The organism is Mesorhizobium sp. M1050 (assembly GCF_040318715.1).
Classification (GTDB): Bacteria; Pseudomonadota; Alphaproteobacteria; order Rhizobiales; family Rhizobiaceae; genus Mesorhizobium.
This window is the reverse complement of sequence record NZ_JAMYMV010000018.1, coordinates 41,062-65,512: the sequence shown is the minus strand read 5'-3', so window position 1 is coordinate 65,512 and position 24,451 is coordinate 41,062. Positions and strand designations below refer to the sequence as shown.

The window sequence follows — 24,451 nt, the reverse complement described above, 5'->3', positions numbered from 1 at the left end:
GCCGCTCGCTCGGATTCATCCCGCAGCGCACCTAATACCAAAGTCATAATCCCAAAGACGCGCTGCCTTTGGCGAGCGCTTTCTGTCATTTTTCCCGTTGATGGCTGCCCTGAGTCCGCGTTCGGAGGAGAACACGGATGTTCACGCGCAGCTTCGGGGTCAACGGGTCTCACGGGAGGAAAACACAATGGCAATGGCATCGACCGCCGGCGGAACGAGCCGCGGCATGACGCGGGAAGAGAAGAAGGTCATCTTCGCTTCCTCGCTCGGCACCGTTTTTGAATGGTACGATTTCTATCTCTACGGCTCGCTCGCAGTGTTCATCGGCTCGACGTTTTTCAGTCCGACCATTCCGGAAGCGACGCGTAATATCTTCGCGCTGTTGGCTTTCGCGGCCGGCTTCCTGGTGCGCCCGTTCGGCGCTCTGCTGTTCGGCCGCATCGGCGACCTTGTAGGCCGTAAATATACGTTCCTTGTCACCATGACGATCATGGGCCTGTCGACCTTCCTGGTCGGTCTGCTGCCTGGTTATGCGACCTTGGGTATCGCCGCCCCGATGATCCTGATCATCCTGCGCATGCTGCAGGGCCTGGCGCTGGGCGGCGAGTATGGCGGCGCGGCCACTTACGTCGCTGAGCACGCCCCGGACAATCGGCGAGGCTACTACACTTCCTGGATCCAGACGACGGCGACGCTCGGCCTGTTCCTGTCGCTGATTGTGATCCTGATCGTACAGGCTTCATTGAGCAAGGAAAGCTATGCCGCCTGGGGCTGGCGTATTCCGTTCATCGTATCCTTTCTGCTGCTGGGCATCTCGATCTGGATCCGGCTTTCGCTTTCCGAATCGCCGACCTTCCAGCGCATGAAGGACGAGGGCAAGGGCTCCAAGGCGCCGCTGACGGAAGCCTTCGGTCAATGGAAGAATGCCAAGATTGCCCTGCTGGCGCTGCTCGGTCTCACCGCCGGCCAGGCCGTGGTGTGGTACAATGGCCAGTTCTACGCGCTGTTCTTCCTGACCAACGTGCTCAAGGTCGACGCGCAGTCGGTTAACATCATGATCGCCATCGCATTGGCGATCGGCTCGATCTTCTTCGTCGTCTTCGGCTGGCTCTCTGACAAGATCGGCCGCAAGCCGATCATCATGGCGGGCCTTGCCTTGGCGATTGTCTGTACCTTCCCGCTGTTCAAGGCACTGACCTGGGCTGCCAATCCGGCGCTTGCCACGGCTCAGCAGAACACGCGGGCGACGGTGACGGCTGCACCCGGCGACTGCAGGTTCCAGTTCAATCCGGTTGGCAATGCGAAGTTCACAACGTCCTGCGATATCGCGACAGCCTTCTTGACCAGAAACTCGGTTCCTTATGACGTGGTGTCGACGGCTGCGGCCGGAACAGCCGCGTCGGTCAAGATCGGCAACGAAACGGTGGCTTCCTATGACGCTGTCGCCGCTGGCGATCAGGCCAAGGCCAAGGAGGCGGCCTTCGTGAAAGCCGTCAACATGGCTCTGAAAGACGGAGGCTATCCGCTGAAGCGCGCGGCGATCAAGGTTGCGGACCAGAAGCTCGACGCGTTTGTCGCCGCCAACCCGGAACTGAAGCTGGACGGTGCCGCGATCCGCGCCGGTGAAAAGGCTACTGTGCCGGTCGACCAGGCGGTGAAGGACAAGTTGCTGACCACCGATGAAGCAGCGGGTGCGCCTGAAGTCACCGTCTACAACATCCCGGCTGGCGGCGCCTTCGCCATGTTCGCCGACCCGGCGGCAGTGAACTGGCCAATGACCATCGGTATCCTGTTCATCCTGGTCCTGTTCGTGACCATGGTCTACGGGCCGATCGCGGCGATCCTGGTCGAGATGTTCCCGACCCGCATTCGCTACACCGGTATGTCGCTGCCCTACCACATCGGCAATGGCTGGTTCGGAGGCCTGCTGCCGGCAACGGTGTTCGCGCTGAGTGCCTACAAGGGCGACATATATTATGGCCTCTGGTATCCGGTGGTGATCGCGGCGATGTCGCTGGTCATCGGCATGATCTTCGTGAAGGATACGCTCGGCACCGATCTGCACGCCAAGGAGTAGGCGGGCTGAAGCGGCTAAAGAAAAACCCGGCGCGAGCAATCGCGCCGGGTTTTTCTGTTGTATGGTCTGGAGACGTCTAGCTAGCTCTTGCGAGGTAGTTCGGCTTCCGCGATGGCAGCCTCATGGTACCAGGCCTCGCCATGGTCGAGCGGGTGATCGCGCAAAGAGGCAAGCTCTGCCGCGAACTTAGCCTTTACGCCTAAATTTGAGGCAATCATGCGCGATGCCACCGGGAACATCAGGATTTTTGCCGACGGACGGGCTGACGTGATCTCCATTGGCTGTCTCCTTCCTTCTGCGGACCCTTGTCGATTCATCTTTGCATGAAGGTAAGTCCTGCGAACCATTTAGGCAAGATGCCTAAGGAAAGATCAATAGTTGCCTGTTATTTATGCAGATTTTGTCTTTGGTCGATCTTGGCGCATTGCTTAGGCGGCTTGGTTGCATCTCAGATGTGAACTGGCATTTTTGACGCACCCAGCGCAGCGGAAATGGCACACGAATTGCATTTTATCGACTTGGCAGCTGGGCTGCTGGATGGCTCGGCGCGCCTGCGTCATCCAGGTTCGGTGATCAAGCAACGAGAGGCTAGAATGACGAAATACAAGCTCGAGTACATTTGGCTCGATGGATACACGCCGGTTCCCAACCTTCGCGGCAAAACGCAGATCAAGGAATTTGCCGAATTCCCGACGCTCGAGCAGCTGCCGCTATGGGGCTTTGATGGTTCCTCGACCCAGCAGGCCGAGGGGCACAGCTCCGACTGCGTGCTGAAGCCCGTCGCCGTCTATCCGGACCCCGCCCGCACCAACGGCGTGCTGGTTATGTGCGAAGTCATGATGCCCGATGGCGTCACGCCGCACGCTTCCAACAAGCGCGCCACCATCCTCGACGACGAGGGCGCCTGGTTCGGCTTCGAGCAGGAGTATTTCTTCTACAAGGATGGCCGCCCGCTCGGCTTCCCCGAGAGCGGCTATCCCGCACCGCAGGGCCCGTACTACACCGGCGTCGGTTATTCCAATGTCGGCTCCGTCGCGCGCCAGATCGTCGAGGAACATCTCGACCTCTGCCTCGCCGCCGGCATCAACCATGAAGGCATCAACGCCGAAGTGGCCAAGGGCCAGTGGGAATTCCAGATTTTCGGCAAGGGCTCCAAGAAAGCCGCCGATCAGATGTGGATGGCTCGCTATTTGATGCAGCGCCTGACCGAGAAATACGGCATCGACATCGAATACCATTGCAAGCCGCTCGGCGACACCGACTGGAACGGCTCGGGCATGCACGCCAACTTCTCGACGGCCTATATGCGCGAAGTCGGCGGCAAGGCCTATTTCGAAGCGCTGATGGCGGCTTTCGACAAGAACCTGATGGACCACATCGCCGTTTACGGACCGGACAACGACAAGCGCTTGACCGGCAAGCATGAGACCGCGCCGTGGAACAGATTCAGCTATGGCATAGCCGATCGCGGCGCCTCGATCCGCGTGCCGCATTCCTTCATCAACAACGACTACAAGGGCTATCTGGAAGACCGCCGCCCGAACTCCCAGGGCGACCCCTACCAGATCGCCTCGCAGATCCTGAAGACGATCGCCTCGGTGCCGGCAAGCGCCCAGGTCTCGGCCGCGGCTTGAGCCTTCGTCACGGCGGAAACCTGCCGTGACCGTCTCAGGCCCATCCTACGGTCTTCCCAAGCAAGAACCCCGGCGAAAGCTGGGGTTCTTTTTGTAATGGAACTTTGGCGCGCCGCTCGCTCTACCGAAAGGCCTGAAGCGCGGCCTTCACATTGTCACAGAAATCGAAGCACCATTTTCTGGCGTAGTCCGGATCTATTCCCACCAGGCTGGCCTGCTCGAATGCATTCCTCTGGGGCGGATCGTTGTGCCCGCCGGCTGAGCCGCGCAGTATTGCTTGCCATGAGGTTTGCTGTCCGGGCGGCGGCTTGCCGCTGCGATCCAGAATGCAGCGTGCGTCCGGCCCGCACGCAAGAACCCCAGCCAAGGACCCGGGTTCTTTTCCCATTAACCGGCAGATCGCATCCCGGCCGGAACATACCCAGAAAAAGTCAGGCAATTCGGGCGATCGCAATCGCTGCGACGTTCCGGTCGCCGACTTGGCAGTTCCGGCGATTACCTGTCAAAAAAGCCCGGAAAACAGCGCTTTCCAGCACCTATTTGTGGCAAAGACCCTCCCATAAGCACCTGTTCACGTTGCGAAATCGGCTATCCGCAGCCCTCATGGCGGCGTTGACAGGTTGCAGCGCAGCATGCGAATTCGCAGTTCTTGGGGTTACGTCACGCAATGCTGTTCGGACGGGCGGGGTTTTCTTGAACGGCGGCATTGGCGGGGGGGCGCCGGACGAGCGGTCACTGTAGCCTGAGACAGTGCGCCGCTCGCTCCTGGCTCCATGTTCGGGCTCGAACAGTGATCCGCTTGTCACTCACCAGATCTTGCTGACCTGAGACGGCGTCACCGGATTGACGTGCCGTGCTTGCCGATGGATCCAGCGCCCGTGGACCACGGCACACACACGATCGTCAAAAAACAAAACGCAAAAAGCGTTGCCCATCTGCAGCGGGCGACAGCGAGAGCGGGCCGACGGCAGGCACGACTATCGGAGTGCAGCAAAGAGCCCTTGAAAGAGAAAATCTTTCAAGGGCTTGAACATTACGCTGAACCTTTAGTCTGAGAGTCAATCTCAGACGGAGTAGTACATGTCGTATTCGACCGGATGCGGGGTCATTTCGAAGCGCATCACCTCGGCCATTTTCAGCTCGATGTAGCTGTCGATCTGGTCGTCGTCGAAGACGCCGCCAGCCTTCAGGAAGCCGCGGTCCTTGTCGAGGCTCTGCAGCGCTTCACGCAGCGAACCGCAGACGGTCGGGATCTTCTTCAGCTCCTTCGGCGGCAGGTCGTAAAGGTCCTTGTCCATCGGCTGGCCGGGATGGATCTTGTTCTTGATGCCATCGAGACCGGCCATCAGCATGGCGGCGAAAGCGAGGTAGGGGTTCGCGCCTGGATCGGGGAAACGGACCTCGACGCGCTTGGACTTGGGCGACGAGCCGAACGGGATGCGGCAGGAGGCCGAGCGATTGCGCGCCGAATAGGCGAGCAGAACCGGCGCTTCATAACCCGGGACCAGACGCTTGTAGGAGTTGGTCAGCGGGTTGGTGAAGGCGTTGATCGCCTTGGCGTGCTTGATGATGCCGCCGATGTAGAACAGGCAGCTCTCCGAAAGGCCGGCATATTCGTTGCCGGCGAAGGTCGGCTTGCCGCCCTTCCAGATCGACTGGTGGACGTGCATGCCCGAGCCGTTGTCGCCGAAGATCGGCTTCGGCATGAAGGTGGCCGTCTTGCCATAGGCGTTGGCGACCTGGTGCACGACATATTTGTAGATCAGCATCTTGTCGGCGTTGCGGACCAGCGTGTCGAACTTGATGCCGAGTTCGTGTTGCGCAGCCGCCACCTCATGGTGATGCTTTTCGACGCGCACGCCCATCTCGGCCAGCACGGTCAGCATTTCCGAGCGCATGTCCTGCGCACTGTCGATCGGCGGCACCGGGAAATAACCACCCTTAATGCGCGGACGGTGGCCGAGATTGCCGGTCTCGTAGTCCGTGTCGTCATTCGACGGCAGTTCGGTCGAGTCGAGCTTGAAACCGGTGTTGTACGGGTCGGCCTTGTACTTCACGTCGTCGAACACGAAGAACTCGGCTTCCGGGCCGACATAAATTGTGTCGCCGATGCCTTCCGATTTCATGTAGGCCTCGGCCTTCTTGGCCGTACCGCGCGGATCGCGGTTGTAGGATTCACCCGAAACCGGATCGAGGATGTCACACAGGATGACCATGGTCGACTGGGCGAAGAACGGGTCCATGTGGACGGTGTCCGGATCAGGCATCAGCACCATGTCGGACTCGTTGATGGCCTTCCAGCCGGCAATCGACGATCCGTCGAACATGACGCCATCGGCGAACATGTCTTCCTCGACCTCGATGACATCCATCGTCACGTGTTGCAGCTTGCCCTTCGGGTCTGTGAAGCGCAGGTCGACGAATTTTACGTCGTTGTCCTTGATCTGCTTCATGATGTCTTTGGCTGTCGTCATGTCATGTATCCCTGTGTGATGACGTTTTTTTATGATGACGTTAGGAGAATGCCGGGTCGGGTCAGACCGCGTCCATGCCTGTTTCGCCGGTACGGATTCGCACGACTTCCTCGATATTGGAAACGAAGATTTTGCCGTCGCCAATACGGCCGGTCTGGGCGGCCTTGCGGATGGCCTCGATCGCGCCTTCGACCGCATCGTCGCCAAGCACCACCTCGATTTTCACCTTGGGCAGGAAATCGACGACATATTCGGCGCCGCGGTAGAGCTCGGTATGACCCTTCTGACGACCGAAGCCCTTTGCCTCGGTAACAGTAATGCCCTGCAGTCCGGCCTCCTGAAGCGCTTCCTTCACTTCGTCCAGCTTGAATGGCTTGATGATCGCTTCGATCTTTTTCATGTAAAAAGTGGCCTCCACTGCCAAAAAAAACGGGTTGTGAACCCCCCGCTTGCGCTTCGATCTAGCACGAACTGTGCCAATTGGACGGATTCGAAGCAGTATCACACGATTTCAAAGTCGCACCGCACCTGGATACAAATTCACGTCATTCCCTGTATCGGAAGCGGCACGGGCTGCCGGAGACTACACGGCAACGCCAACTGCATCTGCCCAAAAACTAGGCATATCGCCTATCCTTCAGGCAATCCTGTGCCTTCGTGCCAACAATGTGGCCGCAGATCTCGGCAACTCCCCCTTGTTTGCTTCGGATCGAAAATTGGACAATGCTTGATCGAATGCGGATCGGCAATCCATGAGCAACGAACTTCTTGTTCCTTCAGAAATGAACGAGGCAGATCGGCTTACGGTTGCCGCTGGTCCCGCCGACGGTATCGGCCTGATGCGCAGAGCCGGCCAGGCGGTCGCGGCCGAGGTTCTCAAGCGCTATCCCTCGGCGACGCATGTCCATGTGCTGTGCGGCCCAGGCAACAATGGCGGTGATGGCTACGTCGTCGCGCGCATCCTGGCCGACAGCGGTGTGCGCACCACAATCTGGGCATCCGGAGCACCAAGACCGGAAAGCGATGCGGAGCTCGCCGCTGCGCAATGCCCGATCAAGCCGCGGCCGCTGTCTGGATTTGATGCCGAGACCGGCTCGATCGTGGTCGACGCGCTCTATGGCGCAGGGCTGTCCAAGTCGCTGTCTGGCGATGCCGCCAAGGCCATAGATACCGCTACCGCCTTGGGCTTGCCTGTGATCGCGGTCGACCTGCCGTCTGGCGTCTCGGGAGCCGGCGGCGAAATATTGGGCAGGGCGTTTCGCGCCGAGATCACAGTCACCTTCGCGCGGAAAAAGCCTGGCCACCTGCTGCTCCCAGGACGCGGACAATGCGGTGAAATCGTGCTTGCCGATATCGGCATCGGCGACGACATCATCGCCCAACTCGCTGTCTCGACTTTCGAGAATGTGCCAAACCTGTGGTTGCAGGAATTTCCCGTGCCGGCGGTCGACGCGCACAAATACAAGCGCGGCCATGTCGGCGTCTTTTCCGGTGGCCCCAGCGCCACGGGCGCCGCGCGGCTGTCGGCGCTCGCCGCGGCGAGAAGCGGGGCAGGGGCGGTCACCGTGCTGTCGCCAGCCAATGCCATGCAGGTCAATGCGACACACCTGACCTCCATCATGCTGCGGCAAGCGGGCTCGCTCGGAGAGGTGCAGGAATTCCTGATGGCGCGCCATCCCGAAGCACTGGTGTTCGGACCGGGGCTCGGCCCAAAACCCAAGGTCGGCGATTTTGCCCTGCAACTGATCAAGGCTTTGGCGGATGGTGCGCGCGCATCGGCGACCGCAAGCCACGCAGATGCGATCGTCCTGGATGCCGACGCCATCACGTCGCTGGCTCACCAGCCCCAGGCACTGTTCGAAGTCGCCCGTCAGCCGAACGCGCCGGCATTGGTGATAACGCCGCATGAGGGTGAATTCGGCCGATTGTTTCCTGACATCGCCGGCGTCATGACCCTGTCGAAACTGGCCAAGGCGCGAGCGGCCGCAGCACGGGCCAATGCCGTCATCGTCTACAAGGGCGCTGACACGGTGATTGCTGCTCCCGATGGCAGGGCAGCGATCAATTCCAACGGCGCTCCATGGCTGGCCACTGCCGGGTCAGGCGACGTGTTGTCCGGCATCATTGCCGGTCTCCTGGCGCAAGCCATGCCGCCCTTCGAGGGGACTTGCGCTGCGGTGTGGCTGCATGCCGAAGCCGGCAGCCGTTTCGGACCCGGTCTGATCGCCGAGGATCTGCCGCCAGCGCTGGTGCCGGTGCTGCGCGAACTCTTCGAAGCGCGGTAGTTACTCACAGCGGAATGTTGTCGTGCTTCTTCCAGGGGTTCTGCATGTCCTTGTTGCGCAGCATGCGCAGCGCCCGTGCGATGCGGCGGCGGGTCGAGTGCGGCATGATCACCTCGTCGACATAGCCGCGCTCAGCGGCGACGAAAGGCGACAGGAAGCGATCCTCGTAAGTCTTTGTATGCGCTGCGATCTTTTCGGCATCGCCGATGTCCTTGCGATAGATGATCTCGACCGCGCCCCGTGCACCCATCACCGCGATCTGCGCCGTCGGCCAGGCATAGTTCATGTCGCCGCGCAGATGCTTTGACGCCATCACGTCATAGGCGCCGCCATAGGCTTTTCTGGTGATGACGGTGATCTTCGGCACGGTGGCCTCGGCATAGGCGAAGAGAAGCTTGGCGCCATGCTTGATCAGCCCGCCATACTCCTGCGCCGTGCCGGGCAGGAAGCCGGGCACGTCGACGAAGGTGACGATCGGGATCGAAAAACAGTCGCAGAAGCGCACGAAGCGCGCGGCCTTGCGGCTGGCATCGGAATCGAGCACGCCGGCCAGCACCATCGGCTGGTTGGCGACGAAGCCGACCGTGCGGCCCTCGATGCGCCCGAGACCGGTGACGATGTTTTTCGCGAAATTCTGCTGGATCTCGAAGAAGTCGCCTTCATCGGCGACTTTCAGGATCAGTTCCTTGATGTCGTAGGGCTTGTTGGTGTTGTCGGGGATCAGCCGGTCGAGCGACAAATCATGGTCGGTCACCGACTGATAGCATTCGATTTCGGGAAGCTCCGATGTGTTGGAGGCCGGCAGCAGGTCGATCAGCCGGCGCATCTGCAGCAGCGCCTCGACGTCATTGTCGTAGGCGCCGTCGGCGATCGAAGACTTCGTCGTGTGGACGGAAGCGCCGCCGAGGCTCTCGGCGGTCACCGTTTCGTTGGTCACGGTCTTCACCACATCCGGCCCGGTGACGAACATGTAGGAGGTGTCGCGCACCATGAAGATGAAGTCGGTCATCGCAGGCGAATAGACATCACCGCCGGCGCAAGGACCCATGATGACAGAAATTTGCGGGATGACGCCGGAGGCGAGCACGTTGCGCTGAAAGATTTCGGCATAACCACCGAGTGCCGCAACGCCCTCCTGGATTCGCGCGCCGCCGGCATCATAAAGCCCGATGATCGGCGCACGGTTGCGCAGCGCCATCTCCTGCACCTTGATGACCTTCTCGGCATGCGCTTCCGACAGCGAGCCGCCGAACACGGTGAAGTCCTTGGCGAAGAGGTAGACAGGACGACCATTGACGGTGCCCCAGCCGGTGACCACGCCGTCGCCGGCGATCTTGGTCTTCTCCATGCCGAAATCGGTCGAGCGGTGCTCGACATACATGTCGAATTCCTCGAACGAGCCCTCGTCGAGAAACACCTCGATGCGTTCGCGCGCGGTGAGCTTGCCCTTCTTGTGCTGGGCATCGATGCGCGCCTGGCCGCCACCCATGCGAGCGATCTCGCGCCGGCGCTCGAGTTCCTTCAGCACGTCCTTCATCGATTACCTCCCAGGCCAGCGGCATTTCGTGGTAATCGTGCCTGCAGGCGAGCGCAAGCGCCGCTTACGCCGTGGGTTTCGTTGCACTGCAGCATGACGCCCCTTGCATTTGACGGCGAACTGGGCCATATGCGGCGACATAGGCGCTTGGGCCGGGACACTCCGGCCTTCTCGACGAATGAGACTGGTTGCGTCTGTTTTCCCTCTTTTCCGGTATATCGGCCCCTCTTTCCGGTACATCACAAAGTGGCGAAAAAGCCCCGTGGCATGATGCCTGCGGGCACGACAGCGCAGCCGCGCGGACGGAAACGTCCGCCGCCTTGTCGTTCCATGACAATTTGTTCGACGGCAGGTTGCGCCCTGCCGCCATCGATGTTTGCGGCCAGAAGCCGCGTGAAAGAAGATTATTTTGACCAACGAAAACACTTTGCCCGGTAGCAACACTGCGGAACTTACCGGTTTCGCCGCACTGGGTATTTCGGGCGCGCTGCTCAAGGCCACCCATAACGCCGGTTTCACCGAACCGAAGCCGATCCAGGCACAGGCGATCCCGCCGCAGATGGAAGGCCGCGACATTTTCGGCATCGCCCAGACCGGCTCCGGCAAGACCGCGGCCTTCGCGCTGCCGATCCTGTCGAAGATCATTGCACTTGGCACCAAGCGCCGGCCTAAGACGGCGCGTGCGCTGATTCTGGCGCCAACGCGCGAACTCGCCGTGCAGATCGAGGATACGATCAAGATCCTCGCCAAGGGCGCGCATGTCTCGACCGCGCTCGTGCTGGGCGGCGTCTCGCGCTTCAGCCAGGTGAAGAAGGTTGCGCCCGGCGTCGACATCCTGATCGCAACGCCCGGCCGGTTGACCGATCTGGTGCGTGAGGGCGACCTCATGCTTGCCGACACCAAATGGCTGGTGCTCGACGAAGGCGACCGCATGCTCGACATGGGCTTCATCAATGACGTCAAGCGCATCGCCAAGGCGACCGCGCCCGACCGTCAGACGGTGCTGTTCTCGGCGACCATGCCCAATGAGATCGCCGAACTGGCGAAGGGCCTGCTGAAGAACCCTATCCGTGTCGAAGTCGCGCCGCAAAGCACGGCAGCGGCCGAAATCGTGCAAGGCGTCGTCTTTGCCCGCACCAAGCAGAAGCGCCAGGTGCTGTCGACGATGCTCGCCGACGACGCGATGAAGTCCGTCATTATCTTTTCGCGCACCAAGCATGGTGCCGACAGGGTGACCAAGGACCTCGAGCGCGACGGCTTCAAGGCCGCCGTCATCCACGGCAACAAGTCGCAGAATGCCCGCCAGAAGGCGCTGAACGATTTCCGCGAGGGTTCGGTGCGCATTCTGGTGGCGACCGACATAGCTGCGCGCGGCATCGATGTGCCCGGCATCAGCCATGTCGTGAATTTCGACCTGCCCGACGAAGCGGAGAGCTATGTCCACCGCATCGGCCGCACCGGCCGCAACGGCATGGACGGCATTGCGATTACGCTTTGCGATCCTTCCGAGAACAGCAAGCTGCGCCAGGTCGAACGCATCATCCGTACCAAGCTGCCGATCGTTGCCGACCATCTCGGCAGCCCAGATCCGCTGCGCAATCCGGCTGAAAAGAACGAGCGATTCGAGCCGGCCAATGACCGCAACGACCGCAATGGTCGTCGCGACGGCAGGCGGCCCGGTGGCGAGAACAAAGGCAACGGTTTTGGCAAGAAGCGCTTCGGCGACAAGCCGGCTTTCGCTGGCGAGCGCAAGCCGGAAGGCGCCAAGCCGGCGTTCAAAGGCAACAACAAGCGCCGCTTCGGCGGCAAGCGTCCGGCGGCGCGGGCTGCGTAAGCCAGACTGCGTTGTAATCAGCCAGGCTCAGGCCGGCTGATTGCCGAGACCAACCAGGAAAGGGCGGCCGAAGCGATGCTTCGGTCGCCCTTTTTTCGTCTGCTTACTTGACCACTGCCTCGACCCAGACGGCGATCCTTTGCGCCAGAAAGGTCGTGGTCGATGGCGACAGCGCGTCGCCGGCGATGACGTGATTGTCTATGTCCCCCGTATTATCGACCGGGACCAGTTCATGCGGTGCGCCCCAGCGTCCGGCGATCTCGCGGGTGCGGTCGGGCCGCACCACTTTGTCCGAATCCGAAAAGATGAACAAAGCGGGGATGGTCGCCTTTTCCACCGGGGCGCCATAGGCAAGCTCGGTCAGCGCCTGCATCGGCAAGGTCGCTTCGATCGGGTAGCGGGTGGTCCAGAATTTTTCATGCAGCGCGTTTCGCGGTACGAAGCTGTGTTCCTTGCCGGCGACCAGCCTGGCAATCTGTTTGCCCCACGGCATGGTCAGGATTTCGGCGCCGGACGCCTTCACGCCGAAGTTTGGCGAGATGAACGCGATCGCGGCAACCCCGTCCGATGCGCCCGGCTGCGTTGCCGCCCATGTCGCCAGCGAGCCGCCGGTCGAGGTCGAGATGACGATCACCTTGTCGCCGATCGCCCGACCGATGGCGAGTGCCTCCTCATAATCGTTGACCCAGGCGTTGATGCTGCCTTGCGTCATCGCCGCGCCGTCCTGCCCATGACCGCTAAGGCGCGTGTAAAAAAGATTGGCGTCGAGCTGGTCGGCCACGTCGTCGGGCAGCGGGCGGACCTCGCCCTTCGATGCGGAAAAGCCGTGGATGTAGACGATCGACAGCGGCGTCCTGGCATGCACCATCGGATTGGCCCAGACGATCTCTTTCTCCAGCCCGTCGCGGATTCCGGGGACCGCGGCTTCCACCCTTGCCACATAGGCCTGCGGATCGTCGCCGATGACCAAGGGATCAAAGCGGATCGTGGTGTCGACGGGAACGCGAGGGCCGAGCACGACGGCCAGTGCGAGAATGGCGACAAGGCCCAGCACAGCAAGCACGATCCGTCGCCCCATCTCTGGCTCCACGCAACAATCTCTCAACCCATGGCTGTCACCCGCCCGAAGCGGGTGCTTGCCAACTTCGACGGCTTACCTATTCGATTGGCGGCCTGCGGTCGTAATGCAGCGGCCGCGCCTTCCAACTGGTCATCAGGCTGATAAACCCTCTGCAAAGCGGCCTCGGCAACACGCTAAGCAGTTTCAGGGGCCAGCTTGTCCGGCGCGGGAAGGTGACTTCGAAACCGCCGGACTTGATGCCCCGCGCCATGCGGCGCGACGCGCGGCTGACCGGCATCAGTCCCGGCATCGGCAGCATGTTCTTCTCGGTCAGCGGGGTATCGATGAAGCCAGGATTGAACACCTGGATGCGCACGTTCATCTTGTCGAAATCATACTTCAGCGATTCGGCCAGGATGTTGATTGCCGCCTTGGTGCCGCCATAGGCCGCCGTTGTCGGCCAGCCGAAATAGGACGTGACGGAGCCGACCAGTACGACATGGCCGCGCGCCCGCACGCGCATGCGTTCGATGACGGGCACCAGGCCATTGATGATGCCGAAATAGTTGACCTCGAAGGACCGGCGAAAGTCGTTGACGACAAGATTTTCACCCGGCGTCGAAATGTAGTTTCCGGCATTGAAGATGGCGAGCACGATGGGACCGAGTTCCTTCTCGATCGCGGCGACGGTTCTTGCCATGCGCGGTTCGTCGGTGACGTCGCAGGGAAAGGCGGTCACACTGCCCGGCATCTGCGCCGTCTCGACGACAAGCGTGTCGATCGGATCGTCGTCGAGCGCCGTCACCGCCACGGCATAACCCTGGGAAGCAAGATCCCTCGCCAGCGAACGGCCGATACCGCTGCTGCCGCCCGTGATCCAGGCGACGCCGTGCTTCGGGTTGGCCCGGTAAAGTGTCATGCTGCGCCCTGTCGACTTGTTGGTGCTTTGCTCTAGCGATGAAGAAATCGAATGAAAAGCTGCTTTTCAACGTCGGTCGGAAAATGAACAGTGGCGATAGAGGCTGGTCTTGGAAAGCGTCGACGCAACAACAGTACCGCAATTGCGACTGGACCAGACACATTCTTGCCTTGAAACCGAGGCCTCGGGTTTCTAGGGTCTCGGCGCACCTACACAAGGAATCCTGAATGCTCCGTTCTGTGATCGACGCGATCGGCAACACGCCTCTGATCCGCCTCAACAAGGCTTCTGAACAAACAGGCTGCGAGATCCTGGGCAAGGCCGAATTCATGAATCCGGGCCAGTCGGTCAAGGATCGCGCGGGCCTGTTCATCATCCGCGACGCCGAGCAGCGCGGGCTGCTGAAGCCCGGCGGCGTCATCGTCGAGGGAACGGCCGGCAACACCGGCATCGGACTGACGCTGGTTGCCAAGGCGCTCGGCTACCGCACCGTCATCGTCATTCCCGACACGCAGAGCCAGGAAAAGAAAGACACGATCAAACTGCTCGGCGCCGAGCTGATCGAGGTGCCCGCGGTGCCGTACAAGAACCCCAACAACTATGTGAAGCTGTCCGGCCGCTTGGCAGAGCAGATGGCGCGGACGGAACCGAATGGCGCCATCTGGGCCAACCAGTTCGACAATGTGGCGAACCGCGACGGCCATATCCGCACCACGGCCGAAGAAATCTGGAACCAGACCGGCGGCAAGGTCGACGGCTTTGTCTCGGCGGTCGGCTCGGGCGGAACGCTGGCCGGCGTCGCCTTCGGGCTAAGGGCGAAAAGCAAGGACGTAAAGATCGCGCTCGCCGATCCGCTGGGCGCCGCGCTCTACTCCTTTTATACCAGCGGCGAGCTGAAGTCCGAAGGCAGCTCGATCACCGAAGGCATCGGGCAGGGGCGCATCACGGCCAATCTCGAAGGGTTCACGCCGGATTTTTCCTTCCAGATTCCCGACGAGGATGCGCTGCCGATCGTCTTCGACCTGATCCAGGAAGAAGGCCTCTGCGTCGGCGGCTCGACCGGCATCAACATTGCCGGCGCGATCCGTCTGGCGCGCGAACTTGGCCCCGGCCACACGATCGTGACCATTCTTTGCGACTACGGCTCACGCTACCAGTCGAAGCTGTTCAACCCGGAATTCCTGCGCGAGAAGCAGCTGCCGGTGCCGGGCTGGATGGAGCTGAAGAGCAAGATTTCGGTGCCGTTCGAAAAGGTCGCGTGATGGCGCACAGGACGGACGCGCTGTTTCGCGACGACGCCTATCTGCGCAGGGCGGATGCGACAGTCGTTGCCGTCAACGACCGTGGTGCCATCATTTTGGATCGCTCGATCTTCTACGCCACATCGGGCGGCCAACCGGGCGATACCGGTCACATCGAGCGCGGCGACGGCAGCCGCATCGCCATTGCCGCCGCTATTACGGGCGAGACCAAGGATGAGATCATCCATGTGCCGGCGCCGGAGCAAGCGGCGCCATGGATCGGCGAGAAGGTGAGTTTGGCGATCGACTGGGACCGGCGGCATCTTTTGATGCGCATGCATTCGGCCTGCCATCTGCTCTCGGTCGTCTGTCCGTTTCCGATTACGGGTGCCGCGGTTTCCGAGGACGACAGCCGTGTCGACTTCGACATGCCGGATGCCAGCTTCTCTAAGGAGGAGGTGACAGCGAGCCTGATGGACCTGGTGCGGGCCGACCACCCGATCTTCACCAGGTTGATCAGCGACGAGGACCTGGCCGCCAATCCTGGCCTGGTCAAATCCAAGAACGTCCGGCCGCCGGTCGGCACCGGCAGTATCCGTCTCGTGTGCATCGGCGATAACGCTTCGGTGGACAGCCAGCCCTGCGGCGGTACCCATGTGAAGAGCACCGGCGAAGTCGGTGAAATCCACATCGGCAAGATCGAGAAGAAAGGCCGCGAAAACAGGCGTTTCCGCATCCGCTTCGGTCCGATGCCGGCGAACTGATATGCTAGCCGTTCGCGAGGCGAAACAAGGAGGATAAAAATGGCCGAGGACAGCCCTTTCACCGTCGATGCGGACTGGCTGCAACAGCGTCTCGGCGAGCCGGGCCTGACGATTGTCGATGCGTCCTGGTATCTCCCGGCGCAAAAGCGCGATGCGCGCGGCGAATACGATGCGGCGCACATTCCGGGCGCGCGGTTCCTGGATCAGGACGCGGTTTCCGACCCGGACTCGCCACTGCCGCACATGTTGCCGTCGCCGCAGGACTTCGCCCAGTATGTCGGCGCCATGGGCGTTTCGGCGGACGACACCATCGTCGTCTATGACGGCCCGGGTTTCTTCTCTGCGCCTCGGGCATGGTGGATGTTCCGGGTAATGGGCGTCTTCCAGACCTATATTCTGGACGGCGGCTTCGATGGGTGGAAGGCGGCCGGCCGACCGGTGACGGCCGAACCGACGAAGATCGCGCCATGCGTGTTCCATGCCGATTTCGACGCCGGTCGCGTCGCCAGCCTCGCCGACATGCGCCGGATCGTCGACACTGGGGAAAGCCAAATCGCCGACGCCCGTGGGGCGGGCCGCTTCACTGGCGCGGAGCCTGAACCGCGCGCGGGCATCCGCTCCGGTCATATGCCTGGCGCGCGAAATCTGCCCTATTCGGCGCTGTCGGAAAATGGCGAGCTGTTGTCGAAGGACCGGCTGCGCAAGGTGATAGAGGAGGCCGGCATCGATCTGTCGAAACCTGTCGTCACCTCATGTGGCTCCGGCATTACGGCGGCGGTGGTGACGCTGGCGCTGGAAACACTTGGCCATACCGACAACAGGCTTTACGACGGCTCATGGACGGAGTGGGGTGGGCTTTCGGACACGCCCGTCGTGACCGGCAAGGAATGAAGACGATGGAAAACGGCGTGCTGGAAGACATCGAGGTCACGGTGACGTTCCTCGAAATGCACGTGCCTCCGGCCTATACGCCGCCTGTGCCCTATAATCGTCAGGTTGCGCTGCTGAAGACCAAGGACATCCCGCTGCATTTCTATCGCTATCTGATGGACCGGGTGGGGCGCAAATGGCACTGGGTCAATGTTCTCAGGCTCGATGATGACGAGCTTTCCGCCGGTATCCACCGCGAGGATCGCGACATCAGGGTGCTCTACCTCGACGGCGCACCAGCCGGCTTCTTCGATCTCAAGCCGCATCTGCCGGAAGAAGTCGAGCTCGCTTATTTCGGCATGATGGAACATGCCACCGGGCAAGGCATCGGTCGCTGGTTCCTGGGCTCCGCGATCGCAGCCGCATGGTCGTATGGGCCGAAGCGGGTGACGGTGCAGACCTGTACGCTCGATCATCCGGCGGCGCTGCCACTTTATCAGAAGCTCGGCTTTGCACCTGTGGCGCAGAAGAAGGAGACTGTGCATCCGATGCCTTTCGCCGAACGTTCCGCCAGCGTCATGCGGCCGTGATGCCAGCCGCAATCTGACCCGTCGTTCGTCGGCGCTTCAGGCCGGTTTTGGCATGTTGTCCGCACCATCAATGCGGCCGAGGCCGAAGGAGACGAAGATATGCTGACCCGGCGATTTTATTTAGCCGGCGCAATATGCCGGATGGACGAAACCCGGATCCGAACAGAACTGGTCGCGGGACCGATTGCTGAGAATCGATCGGTCCCGCACCTTGGCAGGAATCGGGTGGCAAGCGCGGAGTTGGCGACATAATTTCCGGTCAACGACACCGGAGAGTTTCACCATGACCATCCAGTTCAAAGCCTTGCCGACCGACGATGTCAGGGGCCTGCAGCGCGGCGGTCCCGATGCTTACGGAAATACGCCCGAGCGAAAGATCTCCGACGGCGACGGCGTGCCTTGCCGGCACTGTCTGAAGAACATCGCTGCTGGAGACGCTTACCTCGTCCTGGCGTACCGGCCATTCGCGGAGCTTCAGCCCTATGCCGAAACCGGGCCGATCTTCCTGCATGCCGAAGAATGCGAGCGCGCGGCCGGGAGCCAGGTGCTTCCCGCGATTCTCGAAAGTCCCGACTACATCGTGCGCGGCTATGGCAGGGATAATCGCATCGTCTACGGCAGCGGCGGTGTCATCCCGACCGAAGCAATTGCCGCACGCGCAGAGACGCTATTCGAGCGCGACGATATCGCCTACGTCCATGTCCGCTCGGCGCGCAACAATTGCTACCAGTGCCGCATAGAGCGCGCGTGAGGCTGGGATTGCCAACGGGAGATGCTGTCGTACTCCCGTCGTATAATCGCGCTAGAAAGCGATTGTCGATCGATTGGCCGACCGCGGATGAACCGGCGGCAAATCTCGACATCGAGGAAGCGGGGCTTTGGCTCCGCTTTTTTGTTGCCTGCTTCGGTCGCAAAGAAAAACCCGCCAGTGTGAACCGGCGGGCGAGACTGGAGGAAGGTGTCTTTTTGTGAAATCAGGCGGCCAGAACGGCTTTCGGCTCGACCAGTTCATAGCCGAGAGCCTCGGCGACAGCACGGTTTGTGATCTTGCCCTTGTGGACATTGAGGCCGTTGCGCAAATGGTGATCGTCGACCAGCGCCTTCAGGCCCTTGTCGGCAAGCTGCAGGCCATAGTGCAGCGTCGCGTTGTTGAGCGCATGAGCCGAGGTGACCGGCACGGCGCCCGGCATGTTGGCGACGCAATAATGGATGACGCCGTCAACCTCATAGGTCGGCTCGGCATGGGTGGTGGCGTGCGAGGTCTCGAAGCAGCCACCCTGGTCGATGGCCACGTCGACCAGCACCGAGCCCTTCTTCATGCCTGACAGCATTTCGCGCGAAACCAGCTTCGGCGCCGCGGCACCGGGGATCAGCACGGCGCCGACGACGATATCGGCTGAAAAGCATTCTTCTTCGAGCGCTTCGACGGTCGAGTAACGGGTGTGGACGCGGCCGGCGAAGAGGTCGTCGAGCTGGCGCAGGCGCGGGATCGAGCGGTCGATGATGGTGACATCGGCGCCAAGCCCCGCCGCCATCCTGGCAGCGTGCAGGCCGACGACGCCGCCGCCGAGCACGGCAACCTTGCCGGGCAGCACGCCGGGCACGCCGCCGAGCAGCACGCCGCGGCCGCCATTGGCCTTCTGCAGCGCCGTGGCGCCGGCCTGGATCGACAGGCGTCCGGCGACTTCAGACATCGGCGCCAGCAGCGGCAGGCCGCCACGATCGTCGGTCACGGTCTCGTAGGCGATTGCGGTCACGCCGGAAGCGAGCAGGCCCTTGGTCTGCTCCGGATCCGGAGCAAGATGAAGATAGGTGTACAGGATCTGGCCTTCGCGAAGCTGCGCCCATTCGGTGGGCTGCGGCTCCTTGACCTTGACGATCATGTCCGACTTGGCAAACACGTCGGCAGCCGTCTTGGCAATCGTGGCACCGGCGGCGCGATAGGCGTTGTCATCGGCCCCGATGCCGGCTCCGGCGCCGGTCTCGACCAGCACTTCGTGGCCATGGGCGACATACTCGCGGACCGAGCCGGGTGTGAGGCCGACGCGATATTCGTGGTTCTTGATTTCCTTGGGGCAGCCGACGCGCATTTTTCTTCTCCTGATCCGGCCCTTTTGGGCTCGTTCCCTGTATTGCTGGAGTGAACCACGAATCGGTGCGCAGGTGTTTGCGAATGCGCTTGCGTCAGCGGGCGTGTTTCGATAATTGTTGCGCAAAACAGCCAGATTTTCGCAGGATTCACGAAAAATGCCGCTCGACAGGATTGATATCGCCATTCTCGAGGCATTGCAGAAGGATGGCCGGATACCCAATGCTGCGCTCGCCGAGAAGGTTGGCCTGTCGCAGTCGGCTTGTTCGCGCCGGCTCGACAACCTGGAGAAATCCGGAACCATCCGCGGCTACCACGCTCGGCTTTCCAACGCAGCGCTTGGCCACCAGATGACGGCGATCGTGCACATATCCTTGTCGGGACAATTCGAGAAGACGCTGTCGGATTTCGAGGCGGCGATCAAGCGCTGCCCGAACGTGCTGTCCTGCCATCTGATGTCTGGCGAGTACGACTATATTCTGAGGATCGCGGCAAAGGATCTCGTCGACTATGAGCGCATCCACAAGGAATGGCTGTCGGCGATGCCGCATGTGACCAAGATCAACTCATCTTTTGCGCTACGCGAAATCGTCGACCGGACGGCCATGGGCATGAAGCCGGAAATGGCCTGAGCTGTGTCGATATTCAGGTGATGCCGGCCTGCGAACGGCAGTTTCCTGTGCTTCCGGTACTCACGGACTCAAACGTCCGCTCCGTTCCGGTTCTCGGAACCCGCCATTCTCGACTCGGCCTGACCTGAATCTCAACACAGCTAACCGATCTTGAATGCCTCGATCACGATCCGATCCATCGGGATATCGTGCGGCTGCGGGTAGATGGTGGCGATGCGCTGCAACTCGTAGCCGACGCCGATGACCAGCGGCTTGAACGGCATCGCGGCCAGCGTGCGGTCGAAGAAGCCGCCGCCGTAGCCCAGGCGGTAGTTTTGGGGATCGATGCCGACGATCGGCGAGATGACGATGTCCGGCAGCACCGGATCGCCCTCGGCTGGGATCGGGATGTTCCAGACGCCTTTCTCCAGCCGGTCGCCCGGCTTGTAGGCGCGAAAGATCAGGGGATGCGCTTTCTCGACAACGATGGGCAGGGCGGTGCGGCCGCCGCGCGCATTGATGGACGCCATCCATGGCCGTAAATCCGGCTCGCCGCGAAACGGCCAGTAAAGACTGACCATGCGGCCGGCGATCTCGCCGATGATCGCGTCAAGACCTTCGGCGATGCGCTGCGACATTGCCGTTCGCGCGTCGGCCGAAACGGCAAGGCGGGCCGCGATCAGGCGTTCGCGCTCGGTCTTGCGCCAGCGTCTCACATCAGTCCAGTCGTTCAGAGGCACACGGAATTCCGGAGCGAGTTCATGCATGAAGCAGGGCGACGAAGAATACAGCGTCGGAGCGTCGTCGTCTTGATCATTGGCCATGCCTCAGCTCGTGGTGCTTTTTGAAGAACGCTATACCGGGCCACGATCTTCGACATGTGCATTCACGACATTCGAAGGCGACTCCCAGGCAATCATCAAAGGACGGAGCGTTGTTGCGCTGCACAAAAATACCTACATCGGTTGGATGCATTGGGGTGAATTGAGATGAACCAAGCCAGCCATCATGTCGTCGTCGTTGGCGCGGGTTCGGCGGTCTCGAATTCACACGTGCGCTTGGCGGTGCACCGGTGCGCATCACCATGATCGACAAACGCAACCATCACCTCTTCCAGCCGCTGCTGTACCAAGTGGCGACCACGGCGCTGGCGACGTCCGAGATTGCCTGGCCGGTCCGCCACCTGCTGCACAAGCGCAAGGACGTGACGACGTTGTTAGCCAATGTCGTCGGCGTCGATCGCGCCGGCAAACGCGTGCTGCTCGAAGATGGCAGCGCGGTCGCCTACGATACGCTGCTGCTCGCCACCGGTGCCCGCCATGCCTATTTCGGCCATGACGAGTGGGAGCCTTTCGCGCCTGGCCTGAAGACGCTGGAGGACGCCACCACTGTTCGACGGCGCATTCTTCTGGCTTTCGAGCAGGCCGAGCGGGAGGCCGATCCCGCCAAACGCCAGGCTCTGCTGACCATTGCGATCGTCGGTGGCGGGCCGACCGGCGTTGAGCTTGCCGGCACCATCGTCGAACTGGCGCATGACACGCTGCACGGCGAGTTCCGCAATATCGACACACGGCAGACGCGCGTGGTGCTGATCGAGGCCGGCGACCGGATTCTGGCCAATTTCGCACCAAAGCTTTCCGACTATGCATCGAGGGCGCTCGAGCGCCTCGGCGTGACGGTCGAACTCGGCCGGGCTGTTACGCGTTGCGACGCCGAGGGCGTCGTCTTCGGCGACAAACGTCTGGCTGCGAAGACAATCCTGTGGGCTGCAGGTGTTGCCGCTTCACCGGCCGCCGAATGGCTCGGCGCGGCGGCGGACCGGGCGGGCAGGGTGCTGGTCGAGCCTGACTTGAGCGTGCCTGGCAGTCCGGAGATTTTCGTCATCGGCGATGCCGCGCATGTCCTGCGGCCGGACGGGCGGCCCGTTCCCGGCGTGGCGCCCGCCGCAAAACAGCAGGGTCGGCATGTTGCCGCCACGCTGAAGGCACGGCTTGCCGGCGACATCAGCCCGCGGCCGTTCCGCTACCGGCATGACGGCGATCTCGCCACGATCGGCAAGCGTGCCGCCGTGATCGACTTCGGCTGGATCAAGCTGACCGGCTGGGCGGCCTGGTGGCTGTGGGGGATCGCGCACATCTATTTCCTGATCGGCTTTCGCAACCGGCTTGCGGTTTCGTTGAGCTGGCTATGGATCTACGCGACGGGCCAGCGCAGCGCGCGACTGATCACGCAAGGCGACGACGACAAGAGCTGATTTCTTCACCCCGGACTGTTCATCCGCTCGTCATCTGTTGCTGATCGACTGATGTTCGATGCGCGCGACTTCTTGAATGGACTCCTATGAGTTTCAGAGCGAAGTTCGTTTCGGGGCAAGGCAGGCATGATCCCGAAAGAGGGACCGGTTCCGGGGAAAAGATCATGCTCCAACAATCGGACTCTCGTCCCGTCGTCGAAGGAAAAAACATGTCGCAACTGCTCCATCCCGTCTCCCGCCGTGATCTGCTTGTGGGTGCCGCCGCCACAGGGGCGCTGATCGTGCTGCATCCGTTTTCGGCTCGTGCTCAAGGCAATCAGGCGCATCTGCGGATCATGGAGACCACCGATATCCATGTGAACGTGCTGCCTTACGACTACTACGCCGACAAGGCGAACGACACGCTGGGCCTGTCGCGCACGGCTTCCCTGATCGATGCGGTGCGCAAGCAAGCCAGCAATTCGATGCTGATCGACAATGGCGACCTGCTGCAAGGCAATCCGATGGGCGATTACATCGCCTATGAGAAAGGGCTGAAGGACGGCGACCTGCATCCGATCATGAAAGGCATGAACCTGCTCGGCTACGAGTGCTCGACACTCGGCAATCACGAGTTCAACTATGGCTTGTCGTTCCTGGACAAGGTTCTGGCCGGTGCCAACTTCCCATTCGTCTGCGCCAATTTGATCCGCGGCACCGAGCTTGCCGCGAACCCGCGCGACGACAAGCTCTATCTGAAGCCCTATGTCATCCTCGACAAGAAGATCAAGGACGGCTCAGGTGCCGAACAGCCGATCAAGGTCGGCATCATCGGCTTTGTGCCGCCGCAGATCATGATCTGGGATCTGAAGAACCTAGAGGGCAGCGTCAAGACGCGCGACATCGTCGAGGCGGCCAAGGCCTGGGTGCCGCAGATGAAGGAGGAGGGCGCCGACATCGTCATTGCGCTCTCGCATTCCGGCATCGACGTTAAGCAGGGCGACATGATGGAGAACGCCTCGTTCTTCGTCGCCGGTGTCGACGGCATCGATGCGGTGTTCACCGGTCACCAGCATCTGGTGTTCCCAGGCAAGAAGGACTTCCAGTCGCTTGAGGGCGTCGACACGCAGAAAGGCACGCTGCAGGGCAGGCCCGCCGTCATGGGTGGCTTCTGGGGTTCGCATATGGGGCTGATCGACCTGATGCTGGAGCGCGACGGGTCGAAATGGAAGGTCGTTTCAGCCACCTCAGAGGCGCGGCCGATCTTCGAACGCGTCGACAACAAGAACAAGCCGACCGTCCCGGACGACAACCGCATCATCGCGGCACTCGAACAGGATCACCAGGCGACGCTGGCCTATGTGCGTCGGCCGGTCGGCAAGACCTCCGCGCCGCTCTATTCCTATTTCGCGCTGGTCGCCGACGATCCGTCGGTGCAGGTCGTCAGCCAGGCGCAGACCTGGTATCTCAGGGATATTCTCAAGAATACGCAATGGAAGGACGTGCCTCTGCTGTCGGCCGCAGCTCCCTTCAAGGCCGGCGGACGCAACGGCGCCGACTACTATACCGACGTGCCGGCAGGCGACATCGCCATCAAGAACGTTGCCGACCTCTATCTCTACCCCAACACCGTGCGGGCGGTCGAAATCACCGGTGCGCAAGTCAAGGAATGGCTGGAAATGTCGGCTGGCATCTTCAACCGGATCGAGCCAGGGAAGGCTGACCAGGCCCTCATCAACACCGACTTCCCATCCTACAATTTCGACGTCATCGACGGCGTCACCTACAGGATAGACCTGTCGCAGCCGCCGAAATATGACGCCAAGGGCGGGCTGGCTAATGCCGGCGCCAATCGCATCGTCGACTTGATGTTCGACGGAAAACCAATTGATCCCAAACAGAAATTCGTCGTCGCGACCAACAATTATCGTGCCGGCGGCGGTGGCAATTTCCCTGACATCAATGCTTCGAAGATCATCTACGAAGCGCCGGACACCAATCGCGACGTCATCGTTCGTTACATCGTCAGCGAGGGCACGATCAACCCGTCTGCGGACGACAACTGGTCGTTCGTGCCGCTGCCTGGAACCAGCGCCGTGTTCGAAACCGGCGCCAAGGCCAAGGAATTCATTGCGCAGGTGAAGTCGGTGAGGATCGAACCGGCGGGTGAGGGCGAGGCAGGATACGCGAAATACCGCATTCTGCTCTGACCACTGCTGTTCGAAGCTCGATT

The 24,451-nt window shown here is 61.4% G+C and carries 20 protein-coding genes and 1 pseudogene; 13 read left to right on the top strand and 8 right to left on the bottom strand.

The window, feature by feature from the left end:
• Positions 1 to 187: 187 nt before the first annotated feature.
• The gene (locus NKH57_RS13035) at positions 188 to 2,077 is read left to right on the top strand and encodes an MFS transporter (protein ID WP_352730803.1); all 1,890 of its coding nucleotides are present in this window, start codon (positions 188 to 190) and stop codon (positions 2,075 to 2,077) included.
• Positions 2,078 to 2,157: 80 nt separating this feature from the next.
• Here the strand turns inward: NKH57_RS13035 and NKH57_RS13030 are convergent, their stop codons facing one another.
• Complete coding sequence (locus tag NKH57_RS13030; RefSeq protein WP_352944644.1) at positions 2,158 to 2,355, bottom strand: DUF2735 domain-containing protein; 198 nt, start codon at positions 2,353 to 2,355, stop codon at positions 2,158 to 2,160.
• 315 nt (positions 2,356 to 2,670) lie between these two features.
• Here NKH57_RS13030 and NKH57_RS13025 point away from each other — a divergent pair, with 315 nt between their 5' ends.
• Positions 2,671 to 3,711, top strand: a complete 1,041-nt coding sequence (locus tag NKH57_RS13025; RefSeq protein ID WP_023757956.1) for a glutamine synthetase beta-grasp domain-containing protein — start codon at positions 2,671 to 2,673, stop codon at positions 3,709 to 3,711.
• Positions 3,712 to 4,775: 1,064 nt separating this feature from the next.
• Here the strand turns inward: NKH57_RS13025 and glnA are convergent.
• A complete protein-coding gene (gene glnA, locus NKH57_RS13020) occupies positions 4,776 to 6,185 on the bottom strand; it encodes a type I glutamate--ammonia ligase (RefSeq protein WP_023757955.1) in 1,410 nt (469 codons plus the stop codon).
• Positions 6,186 to 6,246: 61 nt separating this feature from the next.
• Positions 6,247 to 6,585 carry a P-II family nitrogen regulator gene (locus tag NKH57_RS13015; RefSeq protein ID WP_006205430.1) on the bottom strand — a complete coding sequence of 113 codons (339 nt, stop codon included), beginning with the start codon at positions 6,583 to 6,585 and terminating at the stop codon, positions 6,247 to 6,249.
• A 352-nt stretch (positions 6,586 to 6,937) separates the two neighbouring features.
• Between NKH57_RS13015 and NKH57_RS13010 the strand changes: the two genes are divergently transcribed.
• Complete coding sequence (locus tag NKH57_RS13010; RefSeq protein ID WP_352944641.1) at positions 6,938 to 8,470, top strand: NAD(P)H-hydrate dehydratase; 1,533 nt, start codon at positions 6,938 to 6,940, stop codon at positions 8,468 to 8,470.
• Positions 8,471 to 8,474: 4 nt separating this feature from the next.
• Here the strand turns inward: NKH57_RS13010 and NKH57_RS13005 are convergent, their stop codons facing one another.
• Entirely contained in the window at positions 8,475 to 10,007 is a 1,533-nt protein-coding gene (locus NKH57_RS13005; protein WP_023757953.1) for an acyl-CoA carboxylase subunit beta, read from the bottom strand.
• A gap of 409 nt (positions 10,008 to 10,416) precedes the next feature.
• Here NKH57_RS13005 and NKH57_RS13000 point away from each other — a divergent pair, with 409 nt between their 5' ends.
• Positions 10,417 to 11,841: a DEAD/DEAH box helicase gene (locus NKH57_RS13000; protein WP_352944639.1), complete on the top strand. Its 1,425-nt coding sequence runs from the start codon at positions 10,417 to 10,419 to the stop codon at positions 11,839 to 11,841.
• A 103-nt stretch (positions 11,842 to 11,944) separates the two neighbouring features.
• Here the strand turns inward: NKH57_RS13000 and NKH57_RS12995 are convergent, their stop codons facing one another.
• Both NKH57_RS12995 and NKH57_RS12990 read right to left on the bottom strand, forming a co-directional pair.
• Positions 11,945 to 12,919: an alpha/beta hydrolase gene (locus NKH57_RS12995; protein ID WP_352944637.1), complete on the bottom strand. Its 975-nt coding sequence runs from the start codon at positions 12,917 to 12,919 to the stop codon at positions 11,945 to 11,947.
• 79 nt (positions 12,920 to 12,998) lie between these two features.
• Positions 12,999 to 13,820: an SDR family oxidoreductase gene (locus tag NKH57_RS12990; RefSeq protein WP_352835381.1), complete on the bottom strand. Its 822-nt coding sequence runs from the start codon at positions 13,818 to 13,820 to the stop codon at positions 12,999 to 13,001.
• Between the two features lie 227 nt (positions 13,821 to 14,047).
• Between NKH57_RS12990 and NKH57_RS12985 the strand changes: the two genes are divergently transcribed.
• The 6 genes from NKH57_RS12985 to NKH57_RS12960 all read left to right on the top strand — a co-directional run bounded on the left by NKH57_RS12985 (position 14,048) and on the right by NKH57_RS12960 (position 18,257).
• A complete protein-coding gene (locus tag NKH57_RS12985) occupies positions 14,048 to 15,082 on the top strand; it encodes a cysteine synthase A (RefSeq protein WP_352835378.1) in 1,035 nt (344 codons plus the stop codon).
• A complete protein-coding gene (locus NKH57_RS12980) occupies positions 15,082 to 15,825 on the top strand; it encodes an alanyl-tRNA editing protein (protein ID WP_352730788.1) in 744 nt (247 codons plus the stop codon). The genes NKH57_RS12985 and NKH57_RS12980 overlap by 1 nt, the downstream gene beginning before the upstream one ends.
• Before the next feature lie 39 nt (positions 15,826 to 15,864).
• Entirely contained in the window at positions 15,865 to 16,716 is an 852-nt protein-coding gene (sseA, locus tag NKH57_RS12975; RefSeq protein WP_352944634.1) for a 3-mercaptopyruvate sulfurtransferase, read from the top strand.
• A gap of 5 nt (positions 16,717 to 16,721) precedes the next feature.
• Positions 16,722 to 17,285, top strand: coding sequence for a GNAT family N-acetyltransferase (locus NKH57_RS12970; protein WP_352486694.1), 564 nt, complete (start codon positions 16,722 to 16,724; stop codon positions 17,283 to 17,285).
• A 283-nt stretch (positions 17,286 to 17,568) separates the two neighbouring features.
• Positions 17,569 to 18,036 (top strand): DUF1203 domain-containing protein, encoded by a 468-nt coding sequence (locus tag NKH57_RS12965; protein ID WP_352944632.1) that lies wholly within the window; start codon positions 17,569 to 17,571, stop codon positions 18,034 to 18,036.
• 62 nt (positions 18,037 to 18,098) lie between these two features.
• Positions 18,099 to 18,257 (top strand): hypothetical protein, encoded by a 159-nt coding sequence (locus NKH57_RS12960; protein WP_352607694.1) that lies wholly within the window; start codon positions 18,099 to 18,101, stop codon positions 18,255 to 18,257.
• 2 nt (positions 18,258 to 18,259) lie between these two features.
• On the opposite strand, the gene ald is transcribed toward NKH57_RS12960, so the two are convergent.
• Positions 18,260 to 19,375, bottom strand: coding sequence for an alanine dehydrogenase (gene ald / locus NKH57_RS12955; protein ID WP_023757942.1), 1,116 nt, complete (start codon positions 19,373 to 19,375; stop codon positions 18,260 to 18,262).
• Between the two features lie 157 nt (positions 19,376 to 19,532).
• Between ald and NKH57_RS12950 the strand changes: the two genes are divergently transcribed.
• A complete protein-coding gene (locus NKH57_RS12950) occupies positions 19,533 to 20,006 on the top strand; it encodes an Lrp/AsnC family transcriptional regulator (RefSeq protein ID WP_013531467.1) in 474 nt (157 codons plus the stop codon).
• A 140-nt stretch (positions 20,007 to 20,146) separates the two neighbouring features.
• Here NKH57_RS12950 and NKH57_RS12945 read toward each other — a convergent pair whose 3' ends face one another.
• Positions 20,147 to 20,809: a 5-formyltetrahydrofolate cyclo-ligase gene (locus NKH57_RS12945; protein ID WP_352944629.1), complete on the bottom strand. Its 663-nt coding sequence runs from the start codon at positions 20,807 to 20,809 to the stop codon at positions 20,147 to 20,149.
• A 165-nt stretch (positions 20,810 to 20,974) separates the two neighbouring features.
• Between NKH57_RS12945 and NKH57_RS12940 the strand changes: the two are divergent.
• Both NKH57_RS12940 and NKH57_RS12935 read left to right on the top strand, forming a co-directional pair.
• Positions 20,975 to 22,239, top strand: a pseudogene (locus NKH57_RS12940) (NAD(P)/FAD-dependent oxidoreductase).
• A gap of 209 nt (positions 22,240 to 22,448) precedes the next feature.
• On the top strand, positions 22,449 to 24,428 hold the full coding sequence (locus NKH57_RS12935; RefSeq protein WP_352944627.1) for a bifunctional 2',3'-cyclic-nucleotide 2'-phosphodiesterase/3'-nucleotidase: 1,980 nt from the start codon (positions 22,449 to 22,451) through the stop codon (positions 24,426 to 24,428).
• The last annotated feature ends 23 nt before the right edge of the window (positions 24,429 to 24,451 follow it).

Coding starts and splice junctions, on each gene's coding strand:
- NKH57_RS13035 (WP_352730803.1), top strand. CDS start 188: ATGGCAATGGCATCGACCGCCGGCGGAACGAGCCGCGGCATGACGCGG.
- NKH57_RS13030 (WP_352944644.1), bottom strand. CDS start 2,355: ATGGAGATCACGTCAGCCCGTCCGTCGGCAAAAATCCTGATGTTCCCG.
- NKH57_RS13025 (WP_023757956.1), top strand. CDS start 2,671: ATGACGAAATACAAGCTCGAGTACATTTGGCTCGATGGATACACGCCG.
- glnA (WP_023757955.1), bottom strand. CDS start 6,185: ATGACGACAGCCAAAGACATCATGAAGCAGATCAAGGACAACGACGTA.
- NKH57_RS13015 (WP_006205430.1), bottom strand. CDS start 6,585: ATGAAAAAGATCGAAGCGATCATCAAGCCATTCAAGCTGGACGAAGTG.
- NKH57_RS13010 (WP_352944641.1), top strand. CDS start 6,938: ATGAGCAACGAACTTCTTGTTCCTTCAGAAATGAACGAGGCAGATCGG.
- NKH57_RS13005 (WP_023757953.1), bottom strand. CDS start 10,007: ATGAAGGACGTGCTGAAGGAACTCGAGCGCCGGCGCGAGATCGCTCGC.
- NKH57_RS12995 (WP_352944637.1), bottom strand. CDS start 12,919: ATGGGGCGACGGATCGTGCTTGCTGTGCTGGGCCTTGTCGCCATTCTC.
- NKH57_RS12990 (WP_352835381.1), bottom strand. CDS start 13,820: ATGACACTTTACCGGGCCAACCCGAAGCACGGCGTCGCCTGGATCACG.
- NKH57_RS12985 (WP_352835378.1), top strand. CDS start 14,048: ATGCTCCGTTCTGTGATCGACGCGATCGGCAACACGCCTCTGATCCGC.
- NKH57_RS12980 (WP_352730788.1), top strand. CDS start 15,082: ATGGCGCACAGGACGGACGCGCTGTTTCGCGACGACGCCTATCTGCGC.
- sseA (WP_352944634.1), top strand. CDS start 15,865: ATGGCCGAGGACAGCCCTTTCACCGTCGATGCGGACTGGCTGCAACAG.
- NKH57_RS12970 (WP_352486694.1), top strand. CDS start 16,722: ATGGAAAACGGCGTGCTGGAAGACATCGAGGTCACGGTGACGTTCCTC.
- NKH57_RS12965 (WP_352944632.1), top strand. CDS start 17,569: ATGACCATCCAGTTCAAAGCCTTGCCGACCGACGATGTCAGGGGCCTG.
- ald (WP_023757942.1), bottom strand. CDS start 19,375: ATGCGCGTCGGCTGCCCCAAGGAAATCAAGAACCACGAATATCGCGTC.
- NKH57_RS12950 (WP_013531467.1), top strand. CDS start 19,533: ATGCCGCTCGACAGGATTGATATCGCCATTCTCGAGGCATTGCAGAAG.
- NKH57_RS12945 (WP_352944629.1), bottom strand. CDS start 20,809: ATGGCCAATGATCAAGACGACGACGCTCCGACGCTGTATTCTTCGTCG.
- NKH57_RS12935 (WP_352944627.1), top strand. CDS start 22,449: ATGTCGCAACTGCTCCATCCCGTCTCCCGCCGTGATCTGCTTGTGGGT.